The organism is Pseudomonas vranovensis (assembly GCF_040438935.1).
In the GTDB taxonomy this organism is placed as follows: domain Bacteria; phylum Pseudomonadota; class Gammaproteobacteria; order Pseudomonadales; family Pseudomonadaceae; genus Aquipseudomonas; species Aquipseudomonas vranovensis.
The window spans coordinates 2,784,700-2,797,403 of record NZ_CP159259.1 but is presented as its reverse complement, the minus strand read 5'-3'; the positions used below and the strand labels follow the sequence as shown (position 1 = coordinate 2,797,403).

The window sequence follows — 12,704 nt, the reverse complement described above, 5'->3', positions numbered from 1 at the left end:
TCCTGAATGCGCGACAGAATGCGTCGCGCTCAGGCATAAAACTAGCTTCAAGCTAAATATGCGTCAATGCATAAAGCTAAATTAATTTAGCCGTGATAGGTATCCGTACCACCACGTAGCCGCTGCCGCCAGGCTGCGATCGACTGCGTAGCAGTCGCCATCTACCGTCTAGGACCGCTTTGCGGTCGATCGCGGCCTGGCGGCAGCGGCTACGAAAGCGGCAGGGTCTTCAAAGAAACCACCGATACTCCCGCGCACTGATGTCATGCAAAAAGGCCAGGTGGTCCTGGCGCTTGTTCTCGCAATACACCATCACGAACTCGCTGCCCAAGCCTTCATTGACCGCCGGATGCTGGCGCATGGCGCTGACGGCGGTGAGCATGTCCTTGGGGAAGTCGATGCCACTGGCGCGGTCTTCATTGAGCGGGGCAATCGGCTCACGGCCGGCGTCCAGCCCGTGCTCCATGCCACACAGGATGGCTGCCAGGACCAGGTACGGATTGGCGTCGGCGCCGGCCAGGCGATGCTCGATACGCAGGTTGCGCGGGTCGGACTCGGGAATGCGGATGCACGCATCACGGTCTTCGTAACCCCAGCTGGCGCGGCTGGCAGCGTTGACCATGGCACCGTAGCGGCGCATGGCGTTGTGGTTGGCGGCGAAGATCGGCATGCAGTGCGGCAGCAGTTCCAGGCAGCCCGCCACGGCATGGCGCAAGGGTTGTTGGTCATTGGCGGCCAGCAGGTTGTTGCCATCCCGGTCGTACAGGCTGATATGCACGTGCATGCCGCTGCCCGGAGCCTGCAGGTAAGGTTTGCTCATGAAGCTTGCACGCATGCCGTGCTTGAGCGCCACGCCACGGGTGCTGCGGCAGAACAGGGCCGCCCAGTCGGCGGCACGAAGACCGTCGTCGCAATGACCGAAGTTGATCTCGAACTGGCCAGGGCCAAGCTCTGCGGTAATCACGTTGGCGTCCACGCCTTGCTCATTGGCTGCCTCGACCATCTCGCGCAGTACGTCGGAATAGCGCGACAGGCGCTCGATATGCATGTTCGGTTGATCGTCGGCGTCATCGCTGAACGGGTCGCGAGGGAACTGCGGCAGGCCGTCCTTGAGGCTGCGGTCGAACAGGTAGAACTCGAGCTCGAACGCTACCACTGGGCGAATGCCGCGCTGCTCAAGGCGCTGCAGCACCCGGGCGAGTACTTCCCGGGGCTCGAACTCGATGGGCGCGGGGGTGCCATCGGAACTGATCAGCATCTGCCCCAGGGGCTGGTTTTCCCAGCGCACCGGCTTGAGGGTGCCAGGGATCAGGCGGCGCGGCGCATCGGGGTCGCCGTCGTTGAAACAGTAGTCGCCAATCGGGAACAGCCCGCCCTGAACGCCCAGCAGCACGCAGTTCTGTGGCAGTTTCAGGGGGCTGCCGGCGGCGACTTTCTCGAGCATGTCGATGGGGTAGCGCTTGCCATAAAAATGCCCGGGAATGTCCAGGCTGATCAGGTCGACATAGCGCACCTCGGGGAATCGGGCGCGAAATTCACGGACTTCAGTGAGCAGATCGGGAAAGCTTTTTGTTGTTGTCATCGATTGCGATCCTGCAGCGTTGTTCAACGAAATACCCAGAGTACCCGGGTCGGTTGGTCGGTCAGGTTGGCGTAGCGGAACTGGCTGTGTGGCGGTAGCTGGAAGCTGTCGTTGGGGTTCAGGGTCACGGGTGCCTCGCTGTCGTCGAGCCACAGGCTCAATTGCCCTTCGAGGACGAAGCCGCCTTGCTCGGAGCTGTCGTCCAGGTGGCCCTCACCGCTGCTGGCACCCGGCGCCAGGTGGCTTTCGAGCATGGAGAAGCCGCCAGTGAGCTTGGGCGAGACCAGCACGTCGGTAATGCCGCCGGCGTAGTACAAGGTGCGGCGCTCACCGGGGCGGGTGACCCAGTCCAGCTCCCGAGGTTTGCTCAGGTTGTAGAAGTAGGTGGTGGGCACATCCAGGGTTTCGCTGATGGCAGTCAGGTCGGCCACGGTGGGGCGCGACAGGCCGCGTTCGACCTGGGACAGAAAGCCCACCGAGCGGTCGATACGCTGGGCCAGCTCGCCCAGGGTCAGGTTGCGGTGCTTGCGCAGGTCACGGATCAGGATCGCCAGGCCTTCGATTTCATCCTGCATGTCCATGGTGCTGTCCTCTCAAAGGTTGTCGCGCAGGCGGTACCAGGCCTTGGCTGCCGCTTCCAGCGGGGCGGCGAGCACGTCGCCGCCGGGGAAGCGGCCGTTGTCGATGGCCTGGTACAACGCCAGCAAGTCGGTGTCGCCGAGAATGGCATCGCTGACGGCGCGGGCGCCGGCCAGGGTCGGCAGTACGCCATGCCCGGAAAAGCCCTGCAACCAGTAGCGTTGGCCACTGTGACCGATATCCGGGGTACGCCGCAGGCTGCAGTCGATGTGCCCGCCCCAGGCGTGTTCGATGGCCACGCCACGCAGTTGCGGGAAGGCGCGCTCCAGCACCGGGCGGGTAGCGGCGGCCACATCTCGTGGAATGCCGCCCAGGTAGGTGCAGCCGCCGCCAAACAGCAGTCGGTGGTCGGGGGTCAGGCGAAAGTAGTCGGGTACGAACTGGTTGTCGATCACACAGCTGTTGCGCGGCAGCAACGAGTGGGCCAGTTGCGGATCAAGGGGTGCAGTGGCCACCTGGTATGAGCCCACCGGTAGCAGGCGGCGCGACAGTTGCCGGTCCAGGCCGTCGATGTAGGCGTTGCAAGCCAGCACCAGCACGTCGCTGCGCACCTCGCCGTGTTCGGTGCGGGCCACATAGCCTTTTGCGGTTTCGCGGTAGTCCAGTACCCGGGTCTGTTCGTACAGGCGCCCGCCGGCGGCCTCGATGGCAGCAGCCAGGCCCTGGGCCAGTTTCAGCGGGTTGAGATGGGCGCCCTCAGGGTCATACAGCGCGGCCTGGTAGCGGGGGCTGTCGATCCAGTCGGGTAACTCGCCGCGCTCGATCAGGCGTAGCTTGTCGTAACCCCACTTGTCTACGGCCTCGCGCTGGGCTTCACGCAGCATCCCGACCCGGCGTGGCAGTACGGCGGTCCACAGGCTGCCGGGACGGTAGTCGATATCAAAGCCGTGGCGCTGGGGCAGGGCGCGCATTTCACCGGCGGCCCAGCACATGCTGTCCCACAGGCGGCGGGCACGCTCATGGCCCAGGGCTTTTTCCAGTGGCGGCATGTCGCACGACCAGCCCAGCAATGCCTGCCCGCCATTACGCCCCGATGCCGCCCAGGCTACCCGGCTGGCTTCCAGTACCGTCACCCGCTTGCCGGCCAGGGCCAGGCGCAGCGCCGTGTGCAGGCCGCTGAAACCGGCGCCGATCACCAGCACCTCGGTGTCGAGGGATTCGTGCAGGGTGGCGCGCAGCGGGATGGCAGTGGGGAAGGTGCGGGCGTAGTAGCTGGCGACATGCTGGGCGGATTGCTTGAACATGGCGGGTCTCGTGAATTTTTATTGGTATATTTTCATGAAAAACTACCAGATAAATTTCACGTATCCAACCCCTATCGGGTTTTACAAGCGACGCGCGTTCCACACCAGCAGCACCCGTGCCTGGATATGCAGCTTCTCCAGGGCGGCGCCTTCGATCATCAGCGGTGGGTACAGGGGGTTATCGGAAATCATCCGCAAACCGCCGCCCGTCAGGCGCTGCAGGCGCTTGACGAACAAGTCGCCTTCGAGGCTGAAGACGTAAACGGCATCGGTGCGCACCTCATCGATGCCACGGTCCACCAGCAGTGCATCACCGTCGTTGAAGGTGCCAGCCATGCTGTCGCCTTCGCCGCTGATGATTGCCAGGTTGGCCAGGCTTGAATAGCTGATGCCCTGGCTGCGCAGCCAGTCCTGGTGCACGGTGAGGTCGCGGATCACCTCGATGTGGCTGGGTGGTGTATTACCGCTGCCCATGGAGCCGCAAATGTCGAGGTGGGAGATGGTGATAAAGCCTGGCGAAGGTGGCATCGGGATGGCTGGCTGCGTGGGCACCTGGTCCTGCAGCACATCCATCCAGCCAGGCGCCAGGCCCTCGGCGGCCTCGATGCGTCGTGCCACCTCGTCACCGAGGTTCTTTTCGGTTTTTTGCGAGAGAATCTGGCTCAAGTGCGCCGGGCTGATGCCCCAGCGTCCGGCGCAGGTCGCCTTGCGCTGGACGCCGATCAGCCGGAGCAGGTTGGTCTTGCGGATGTCGTGAATATTCATGGGCGCCGGCTGCCATCATTTAGCTGTGTGCTAAACAGGCTAAACCAAAAGGCGCCCACCGGCCAAACCGCTCACTGCGCCTGCAGGACTCCGGTCCGGGTTTTGACCAGGCGCTGGCGCAGCAGGTCGTAGGCCCAGTTGTAGGCCATGGTGTAGGGCAGCATGAAGACGAAAAAGCCGATCTCCAGCGTGTACGCCTGCAACAGCGACAGATTGAGCATCAGCGCCGCAATCGGCACGCCGATCACCACGAAGCCGATCTCGAAACCGCTGGCATGCAGGGCCCGGACCTTGACGGTACGGGTCACCCGGTCAGCAGGCCAGAAACGGTCGAACACTGCGTTGTAAAGCATGTTCCAGAGCATCGCCACGGTCGAGAGCACTACCGCCAGCGTACCGACCTCCAGCATCGAGCGGTTCAGCAACCAGCTGCCGATAGGCGCACAGATCAGCACGGCAATGGCCTCGAAGCCCACGGCATGAACAATTCGCTCGGCAAAGGATTTATGGGAGGCAATCATGACAGCACCTGAACGGTTGATTTCGATGGGGTGATTGTCATCGCTTTTTTGCGTATGTTAAAAATAGATTCCATCGATAAAAGCGATACAGCCATGCGTTACTCACCTGAAGCGTTGCAGGCCTTCGTCGAAGCGGTTGCCCTGGGGTCCTTTTCGGCGGCAGCGCGCAAATTGCGCAAGAGCCAATCCACCGTCAGCGCCGCCATTGCCAACCTTGAGGCCGATCTTGGCGTCAGCCTGTTTGATCGCCAGGCCCGCCACCCGGTGCTGACCGAGGCAGGGCGCAAGGTGTTGGGGCATGTGCAGGAAATCCTCGCCGCCAGCGAGCGGCTGGACGAGCTGAGCATCCGCCTGGCCGACAACGTCGAGCCGCGGCTGACGCTCGTGCTGTCCGACATGTATCAACTGAGCCCGGACAACCACGTGATGCGCCAGTTCGAGCAGCGTTATCAAGACATCGAACTCGAATGCATGATCGCCGAGGCGGGGGATGTGTTGAGCTTGCTGCAAAGCGGCCGGGCACATGTGGGGTTGCTGGCGGCGCAATCGAAGTATCCGCCGGACATTGCCGTGCGGCGTTTGCCGGGGCATGCCCAGATGGGAATTTTCGTTGCGCGCGAGCATCCGCTGGCGAGGCTTGAGAACCTGACCCAGGCCAACCTTGCCAGCCACCGCCAGCTGTACCTCAACACCTGGGCCGACAGCGAGAACAAGCCCCAGGGGCGGGTGTGGTCGGCGCCGGATTACCTGTTGCTGCTGGAGATGACCGAGGAGGGTTTTGGCTGGGCCGAACTGCCTCATGGGCTGGTGCAGCAGTATGGACATGGGCAGTTGGTGGAATTGCCCCTGGCTGGTTGGCCGCGACCTATTGCCGTGGACGCGGCGTGGTCGCGATTGACCCCGCCGGGGCCTGCCGGCTTGTGGTTGCTGGACTGGCTGACGCGGGATACCAACGGCAGGGGTGGGGATGCCCCGCGATGAGGCCGGTACCGCTGAACCTTCGACCGCCGGGCAAGCCCGCTCTTGGGCCTGCGCCGAACCGGTAGTCGCGGGCTTGCCCTGCGAGCAGTAGTTCTGACGACACCCATTTGGCAAGCTCACTGCGGCATAAGCCCACCCTCACCATACAACTCCACCCGATTACGCCCCTCATCCTTGGCTCGGTACAACGCACTGTCTGCCATCGACAGCAACCGCGCCAGGTCATGGCCGCCGCTACTGCCGACAATACCGATACTCACACTCAACAACCCTGGCTCCAGCAACGGCAATGCATGAAAGTGGCTGCAGATACGCTGCGCCACCCGCAACGCTTCCGATTCATCGGTGTTGGCCAGCAAACAGGCAAACTCCTCGCCACCAATACGGCCGAACACATCACCTCGACGAATGCACTGGCTGGTCACCCGGCTGAAGGCAATCAACGCCTGGTCGCCCGTCTGGTGCCCATAGTTGTCGTTGAGCCGCTTGAAATGATCCAGATCGCACAAAAGCAGCGCCACCGGCTCACCTCGGCGAGTGCAATCGGCCAACAATTGCGCGCCGTGGGCCAGAAACGCACGACGGTTGCCGATACCGGTCAGCGGGTCGGAGAAGGCCGCCGCCTTGAGCTTGAGCTCGGTGCGCTCACGCACCATCGCCAGCGTCACATAGGCAATGCCGATGGCATACAGCATGGACTCGAACAGCATGAAGGCGAAAAAAGTTGCCGTGGTGCCAGCACCAGAAATGGCATGCTCCAGGGAAATGCCCGGGTCATAGAATGCTCGCACGCCATAGAAACTGGTGTGCATCAACGTCAGCAGCAAGGCGGGCAGGTAGGAGACTTCCATACGCTTGCGGTTGCGCCACAACTCGAACACCGTCAGAGCGCTGTAGCCGCCCACCATCAGCGAATACAGCATTACCCGTTGGGTCAGTTCGTCAAAGAAGCCTGGGGTAGTGCTCCAGGCTATCCAGAGCAACGCTCCGGCCACGATTCCGGGTACATGCGCGGGGCGCCCGCCAAACACGCGCATGGCCGTCCAGTTGAAGGCGGCGCTCAGCAACAGGACGATGTTGCCCAGCACCAGGGCGATGAAATCCAGCCCCATGCCGCGCAGGCTCAGCAGGATCGCGCCAAGGGCTGCGAGCAACAGCATCAGGCCCAGGTAGCCCAGGGTGCATTCGCGTACACCGTGGCGCCAGGCATGCAAGGTCAGTACACCCATCAAGGCAAAGATGAAAGTGGCAACCAGCATCAGGGTCGGGATGCTCAACAGCACGTGTAACGCTCTCCATGCGGCCCCGGCGGGCAATTCAGCGGCATGCTAGCGGAGCAGGTAGTACTTTGCCAGCATTGGGGCGCCTGCTTTAGACCATTGGCTTGCGCTATGCTGCCTGCCGATCCCGGAGCCTGCCCATGCGTCGATTGCCATCACTGACTGCCCTGCGAACGTTCGAGTGTGCTGCCCGCCACGGGCATTTCGGGCGTGCCGCCGCCGAGCTGTGTGTCACCGACAGTGCCGTGAGCCATCAGATTCGCCAGCTTGAAGAACAACTGGGCGTCGAGCTGTTCGTGCGCCAGGGCCGTCAGGTGCGCTTGAGTGCCGAGGCGGGGCGACTGTTGCAGCAGGTGCAGCAGGCGTTCGAGTTGATCGGCAAGGCGTGCGACGAACTACGTGACCCAGCGTCCCAGGCCGTGCTGCGCCTGGCGGTCACCACCGAGCTTGCGCAAAAGTGGCTGGTGGCGCGGCTGGCCGATTTCAGCAACCGCTACCCGCACATCACCCTGCACCTGCACGAGCAGCCCATTGATGCCGGCGCTCCCGCTGCCAATATCGATATCGCCATTACGTATGGCACCAGTGCGCTGGATGCCAGCACTCACTTCGTCCGGCCCTTGCCGTTGCTGCAGTTTTTCCCGGTGTGCAGCCCGGGGCTTTTCAACCTCGGCGGGCTGAAGCGTCCGCGCGACCTGGTGCGTCACTGCCTGCTGCATGACGATCAGGACGGCAAGACCTGGACTACCTGGCTCGCCACCCATGCCGAAGACGCCCAACCCGGACGCCAGCTGTATTTCCCCCACGCAGCACTGGCACAGGAGGCCGCGGCGCTGGGGCAGGGCATGGCCATGGGCGATAACCTGACTTGCCAGGCCGAACTGGTCAGCGGCCGCCTGGTGCGCCCGTTCACTGCCAGTGTCACGGCCCAGGGCCAATATGCGCTGGTGTGCGAACGCCTGCGCCTGGAGCGCGGGGCGGTGGCCGACTTCATCGAATGGTTCACCACTCAAATAGCCGACCCCTGAATTCAATTCATCAATCCGCAAGTTTTCATCGTTGGAAGCCCGGGCGGCGCCGGCGTAGCGTGCAGCTACTCCCACCCGACACAGAGGTCGCTCATGGCTCGTTCCCTCACCACTACCCCCAAGGCCGATGGTTTCCGCTTGCCCGGCGAATTCGAGCACAAGGCCGGCTGCTGGCTCGGCTGGCCGGAACGTCCGGATGTATGGCGCAACGGCGCCAAGCCTGCGCAAAAGGTCTGGGTCGAGATCGTCACGGCCATTGCCTCCAGCGAGCCGGTCACCGTGTGTGCCTCGGCGGCCCAGTACGCCAACGCCCGGCGATTGCTGCCGCCTCAGGTGCGGGTGGTGGAGATGACTTGCAACGACACCTGGTTCCGTGACAGCGGCGCCTGCTTCGTGGTCAACGATGCCAGTGGCGAAGTGCGCGGTGTCGATTTCGAGTTCAACGCCTACGGCGGGCTCGACGGCGGCTTGTACTACCCCTGGGACAAGGATGACCAGATCGCCCAGAAGATCCTCGAAATCGAACACCTCGACCGCTACCGCGCGCCCCTGATCGCCGAGATGGGCGGTATCCAGAGCGACGGCCAGGGCAGCGTGCTGACCACCGAACAATGCCTGCTCAACCGCAACCGCAACGCGCACCTGGGCAAGGAGGAAGTGACCCGCCGCCTGCAGGACTACCTGGGCGCCGAGCAGGTGATCTGGCTACCACGCGGTTGCAAGTTCGACGAGACCGATGGCCACATCGACGACCTGGCCTGCTTCGTGCGCCCCGGCGAAGTGGTGCTGCAATGGACCGACAACCGCGACGACCCGCAGTGGGAAATCTACCAGGAGGCCTACGACATCCTGCGCAGCACCCGCGACAGCCGCGGTCGCACCCTCAAGGTACACAAGCTGCCACAGCCCGATGTGCTGGAGTGGACGGCCGAGGAAGCGGCCGGGCTTGATCAGGTCGACGGCACTCACCTGCGCCAGGCCGGTACGAAAATCTGCGCCTCGTACATCAACTACTATGCCGGCAATTCGGCCATCGTCCTGCCGTTGTTTGGCGATCGCAACGACACCATCGCCCAGGCCACACTGGCTGAACTGTTCCCCGGCCACCGCATCATCGGCATTGAAAATTCCCGCGAGATTCTCCTGGGCGGTGGCAATGTCGCCTGCATCACCATGCCTCAATATTCAGGAGCAAAAGCCTCATGAACCTGCGCGCCTGTGGTCTGGCCCTCGCGCTGGCATGCAGTGCGCAGGCGCAGGCCGCCGACAACCGGCAAGCGACGGTCAACCTGTATATCTGGGGCGAGTACCTGGCCCCGGACACCCTGGCCAACTTTGAAAAAAGCACCGGCATCCGAGTGGTGGCCGATCACTTCGATTCGCTGGAAACCGTAGAGACCAAGTTGCTCACCGGCCGCAGTGGCTACGACTTGGTGCTGACGGCCGGCCAGCACTTGTCGCGGGCGATCAGCAGCGGCGCTTTGCAGCCGCTGGACAAGACCCGGTTGCCGCACCTGGCCGGAGTCGGCGAGGAGTTCCGCCAGCACATGGCGGTGTTCGACCCCGGCAACCGCTATGCCGGCACCTACGCCTGGGGCACCACGGGCGTGGGCTACCAGCAGCAGGCCGTGGAGGCCAGGCTGCCATCGGCACCCACCGACAGCTGGGCGATGCTGTTCGAGCCCGAGGTGGTGTCGAAGTTTGCCAGTTGCGGGGTAAGTCTGCTCAACGACCCCAACGAGGTGTTCGCTGCCGCCATGCGCTACCTGGGCCTGGACATCAACCGGCAGCGCATTGAAGACCTGCAGCAGGCCGAGGCCCTGTTGCAGAAGGTGCGCCCGTACATCCGCTACTTTGACAACGACCGCAACATCAATGACCTGGCCAACGGCGAAACCTGCTTGGCGATGTCCTGGAACGGCAACGTCGCCATTGCCCAGCAGCAGGCGCAACAGGCCAGCAAGGCCGTCACCTTGAACTTCAGCATTCCCCGTGAAGGCACACTGATCTGGCTCGATGCGCTGGTGATCCCCAAGGACGCGCCGCACCCTGAAGCGGCCCTGGCCTTGATGGACTACTTGATGCGCCCGGAGGTGATCGCCCCGATCACCGACAACATCCAGTACGCCAACGCCATTACGGCCGCCGATGCCTTGGTGGACCCGGCGATCCGCAGTGCGCCCGCCACTTATCCGCCTGCCGAAGTACGGGCGCGGCTGTACAGCAAGAACGACAACAGCAAGGCGTTCAACCGGGCGCTGACCCGAGCATTCAGTCGGCTGAAGTCAGGTACCTGAACCCATTGCCTGCGCCGGTTGCACCTCGAACTGCAGTCCGACCGGCGCCGGGCACAGTTGACCACGGCGCACCAGGCGTCGCTCGGAGGGGGCGGCGGCAACCGCTGCAGCTGCATTCGGTGCCTTGATAATGACGAAGGTCGCCTCGTTGCCGACCTTCAGCCCGTAGTCGCGCTTGTCCATGACCGTGGCGCTGGCGGTAGTGGCCATCGCCAGTGCCACATTCAGGTCTTCGTCGCTGTAGAAGCCGGAGCGATAGCCGATGAGCATCGCGCGCTGGAGCATGTCGGCGTTGCCGTAGGGCCACCAGGCGTCCTGGATGTTGTCGTTGCCGGTGAACACGTTCACCCCGGCATTACGCAGTTGCAGTACAGGCGGGAAGGGGTGGTCGCCCGGGGCGTTGGTCATGATCGAGATGCCGGCCTGGGCCAGCGTTGCCGCCGTGCGCTGCACGACGTCCAGCTCCACCTGACCCAGGGCGTAGGCATGGCTGACGCTCACGCGCCCCTGCAAGCCGACTGCGCAGGTGCGTGCGGCGATGCGCTGCAATTGCTCGATGCCCTGCAGGCCAGGCTCATGCAGGTGGATATCGACCTTCACGCCACGGCGTTCGGCAATCCCGAACACCACGTCCAATTGACCCTCGGCGTCACCGTCCAGCGCGGTGGGGTCGATACCGCCAATGACTTCGGCGCCGTCGGTGATGGCCGCTTCAAGCACGTCGGCGGTACCCGGGCACGACATCACCCCGGCCTGGGGGAAGGCCACCAGCTCGATGTCGACGATGCCGCGCCACTGTTCCCGAGCGTGCATCACCGCATGCAGATTGCTCAGGCCTGTGGAGGCATCGACATCAACATGGCAGCGCATCGCCACGGTGCCGAACGACACCGCCTGGCGGATCAGGGCATCGGCGCGTTCGACAATCGGCGGCGCCAGGGCCAGTTCGCGCTTTTCCACGGCCAGACGTTCACGCAGGCTGCCAACGGGTTGGTGCGGGTGCCAGCGGTCGCCGACAAAGCTTTTATCCAGGTGGATATGGCCGTCGACAAAGCCGGGCAGCACCAGGTGTCCGCCAAGGTCGATGCGCTCTACACCTTCAAGGGGGCCAGGGTTTGCGTCGAGGCGAGCGATACGGCCATCGGTGACGGCCAGGGAGAGGGGGCTGCCGTCGGCGGCGACGGCATTGATGAAAACACGATCAAACATTTCAGGACCTCTATGGGGGCCCTCCCACCCTATAAAAAGCCCTGATGCATTTACCAATTAAATATCGGGATCGATATCAGTTGGGTCGTGAATGGCGGGTTTCAGCCACCCAGCAGGTGCTTGAGCGGGTGGTAGTCGGCCTTCAAGGTTTGGGTGGCCTTGAGTATGGCTTCTTCGATGCCCCGCAGGTGCGTACACACCAGCTCGATGGCCGCCGACTGGTCGCCCGCTTCGAGGAACTCGATCAGGCGCAGGTGCTCGTTGCCACGGCAGGCTTCGTGGCGTTCGTCGTCCAGTGTCGAGGCGTACAGCGAGCCGCGTTCGATCAGCTTGCGGAACCAGTCCAGCAACACCGGGTTGTCCAGCACCTCGGCCAGGCGCAGGTGGAACTCACCCAGCAGGTTGACGTAGCGGGCATGGTCGCCTGCATCGGCGGCGGCTTCCTCTGCGGCTACATGCAGGCGCAGGGGGTGCAGCACGCTCTTGTCGGCGCGCCGGCACAGCTCGGTGACGATGCCGATCTCAATCAGGCGCCGGGTTTCGAACACCGAACGAATGTCATCGTCGCTGGGCAGTGACACCCATGCGCCCTTGTTCAGTTCGGTGGAGACCAGGCCGTCGCCTTCGAGTTGCTTGAGCGCCGCGCGCACCGAAGTGCGGCTGACCTTGAAAAGCTCCGCAAGCGACGACTCGCCCAGTTTCATGCCGGGGCGCAGGGTGCGCTTGCGGATCGCCTCGTGGACCCCCAGGTAGACACGCTCTACGGTCGATGCGGGGTGTTTTTCCGTCATTACCAGCTCCGATATTCCTTGACCGCCCCAGCATGCCGTAAATGTGCCTAGACAAAAAGTTGCAGCGTGAAATTGTGCGCCATCGCGGGGCAAGTCGAGGCGTCGCACCGCCCCTCCCACCGGGTGTAGGAGTGGGCTTGCCCGCGATCTCCAGATTGTGTACCGGCGTAGCAGTCTTATGGATACATGTTACGGGTTGTCGTTACGACAATTCACATTTTTGTCACCTGGTCATTTGACCGTTCGATCAGGTAAATGGCTTCTCGGCAGCCTCTTATGAAAGTTTTTAAATAATAAAAATCAATTGTTTATGTGCTCAGAGCGGTAGGCGGCGAATTCCATTTCAACCCCTTTTGGCATACATATT

At 63.1% G+C, this 12,704-nt stretch carries 12 protein-coding genes; 4 read left to right on the top strand and 8 right to left on the bottom strand.

Annotated features, from left to right (window positions below):
- Nucleotides 1-229: 229 nt before the first annotated feature.
- From ABVN19_RS12840 to ABVN19_RS12820, 5 genes are all read right to left on the bottom strand, one after another.
- Nucleotides 230-1,582 (bottom strand): glutamine synthetase family protein, encoded by a 1,353-nt coding sequence (locus ABVN19_RS12840; RefSeq protein WP_105642087.1) that lies wholly within the window; start codon nt 1,580-1,582, stop codon nt 230-232.
- 23 nt (nt 1,583-1,605) lie between these two features.
- Nucleotides 1,606-2,163 (bottom strand): XRE family transcriptional regulator, encoded by a 558-nt coding sequence (locus ABVN19_RS12835; RefSeq protein ID WP_028944292.1) that lies wholly within the window; start codon nt 2,161-2,163, stop codon nt 1,606-1,608.
- A 12-nt stretch (nt 2,164-2,175) separates the two neighbouring features.
- On the bottom strand, nt 2,176-3,465 hold the full coding sequence (locus ABVN19_RS12830; protein WP_028944293.1) for an FAD-binding oxidoreductase: 1,290 nt from the start codon (nt 3,463-3,465) through the stop codon (nt 2,176-2,178).
- Nucleotides 3,466-3,546: 81 nt separating this feature from the next.
- Nucleotides 3,547-4,230 (bottom strand): S24 family peptidase, encoded by a 684-nt coding sequence (locus ABVN19_RS12825; protein ID WP_028944294.1) that lies wholly within the window; start codon nt 4,228-4,230, stop codon nt 3,547-3,549.
- Nucleotides 4,231-4,301: 71 nt separating this feature from the next.
- Nucleotides 4,302-4,751 (bottom strand): multidrug/biocide efflux PACE transporter, encoded by a 450-nt coding sequence (locus ABVN19_RS12820; protein WP_105642086.1) that lies wholly within the window; start codon nt 4,749-4,751, stop codon nt 4,302-4,304.
- A 93-nt stretch (nt 4,752-4,844) separates the two neighbouring features.
- Between ABVN19_RS12820 and ABVN19_RS12815 the strand changes: the two genes are divergently transcribed.
- The gene (locus tag ABVN19_RS12815; protein ID WP_028944296.1) at nt 4,845-5,732 is read left to right on the top strand and encodes a LysR family transcriptional regulator; all 888 of its coding nucleotides are present in this window, start codon (nt 4,845-4,847) and stop codon (nt 5,730-5,732) included.
- 116 nt (nt 5,733-5,848) lie between these two features.
- Here ABVN19_RS12815 and ABVN19_RS12810 read toward each other — a convergent pair whose 3' ends face one another.
- Complete coding sequence (locus tag ABVN19_RS12810; protein ID WP_105642085.1) at nt 5,849-7,015, bottom strand: GGDEF domain-containing protein; 1,167 nt, start codon at nt 7,013-7,015, stop codon at nt 5,849-5,851.
- A 137-nt stretch (nt 7,016-7,152) separates the two neighbouring features.
- On the opposite strand from ABVN19_RS12810, the gene ABVN19_RS12805 reads away from it, so the two are divergent.
- The 3 genes from ABVN19_RS12805 (at nt 7,153) to ABVN19_RS12795 (ending at nt 10,337) form a co-directional block, all read left to right on the top strand.
- Complete coding sequence (locus ABVN19_RS12805) at nt 7,153-8,040, top strand: LysR substrate-binding domain-containing protein (RefSeq protein ID WP_028944298.1); 888 nt, start codon at nt 7,153-7,155, stop codon at nt 8,038-8,040.
- Nucleotides 8,041-8,133: 93 nt separating this feature from the next.
- On the top strand, nt 8,134-9,246 hold the full coding sequence (aguA, locus tag ABVN19_RS12800) for an agmatine deiminase (protein ID WP_028944299.1): 1,113 nt from the start codon (nt 8,134-8,136) through the stop codon (nt 9,244-9,246).
- Nucleotides 9,243-10,337: an extracellular solute-binding protein gene (locus tag ABVN19_RS12795; protein WP_028944300.1), complete on the top strand. Its 1,095-nt coding sequence runs from the start codon at nt 9,243-9,245 to the stop codon at nt 10,335-10,337. Before aguA ends, ABVN19_RS12795 begins: the two co-directional genes overlap by 4 nt.
- On the opposite strand, the gene ABVN19_RS12790 is transcribed toward ABVN19_RS12795, so the two are convergent.
- Both ABVN19_RS12790 and ABVN19_RS12785 read right to left on the bottom strand, forming a co-directional pair.
- Nucleotides 10,326-11,546: an amidohydrolase family protein gene (locus ABVN19_RS12790; RefSeq protein WP_105642084.1), complete on the bottom strand. Its 1,221-nt coding sequence runs from the start codon at nt 11,544-11,546 to the stop codon at nt 10,326-10,328. The genes ABVN19_RS12795 and ABVN19_RS12790 overlap by 12 nt on opposite strands.
- Before the next feature lie 101 nt (nt 11,547-11,647).
- The gene (locus ABVN19_RS12785; protein ID WP_028944301.1) at nt 11,648-12,337 is read right to left on the bottom strand and encodes a GntR family transcriptional regulator; all 690 of its coding nucleotides are present in this window, start codon (nt 12,335-12,337) and stop codon (nt 11,648-11,650) included.
- Nucleotides 12,338-12,704: the final 367 nt, after the last annotated feature.

Coding starts and splice junctions, on each gene's coding strand:
- ABVN19_RS12840 (WP_105642087.1), bottom strand. CDS start 1,582: ATGACAACAACAAAAAGCTTTCCCGATCTGCTCACTGAAGTCCGTGAA.
- ABVN19_RS12835 (WP_028944292.1), bottom strand. CDS start 2,163: ATGGACATGCAGGATGAAATCGAAGGCCTGGCGATCCTGATCCGTGAC.
- ABVN19_RS12830 (WP_028944293.1), bottom strand. CDS start 3,465: ATGTTCAAGCAATCCGCCCAGCATGTCGCCAGCTACTACGCCCGCACC.
- ABVN19_RS12825 (WP_028944294.1), bottom strand. CDS start 4,230: ATGAATATTCACGACATCCGCAAGACCAACCTGCTCCGGCTGATCGGC.
- ABVN19_RS12820 (WP_105642086.1), bottom strand. CDS start 4,751: ATGATTGCCTCCCATAAATCCTTTGCCGAGCGAATTGTTCATGCCGTG.
- ABVN19_RS12815 (WP_028944296.1), top strand. CDS start 4,845: ATGCGTTACTCACCTGAAGCGTTGCAGGCCTTCGTCGAAGCGGTTGCC.
- ABVN19_RS12805 (WP_028944298.1), top strand. CDS start 7,153: ATGCGTCGATTGCCATCACTGACTGCCCTGCGAACGTTCGAGTGTGCT.
- aguA (WP_028944299.1), top strand. CDS start 8,134: ATGGCTCGTTCCCTCACCACTACCCCCAAGGCCGATGGTTTCCGCTTG.
- ABVN19_RS12795 (WP_028944300.1), top strand. CDS start 9,243: ATGAACCTGCGCGCCTGTGGTCTGGCCCTCGCGCTGGCATGCAGTGCG.
- ABVN19_RS12790 (WP_105642084.1), bottom strand. CDS start 11,546: ATGTTTGATCGTGTTTTCATCAATGCCGTCGCCGCCGACGGCAGCCCC.
- ABVN19_RS12785 (WP_028944301.1), bottom strand. CDS start 12,337: ATGACGGAAAAACACCCCGCATCGACCGTAGAGCGTGTCTACCTGGGG.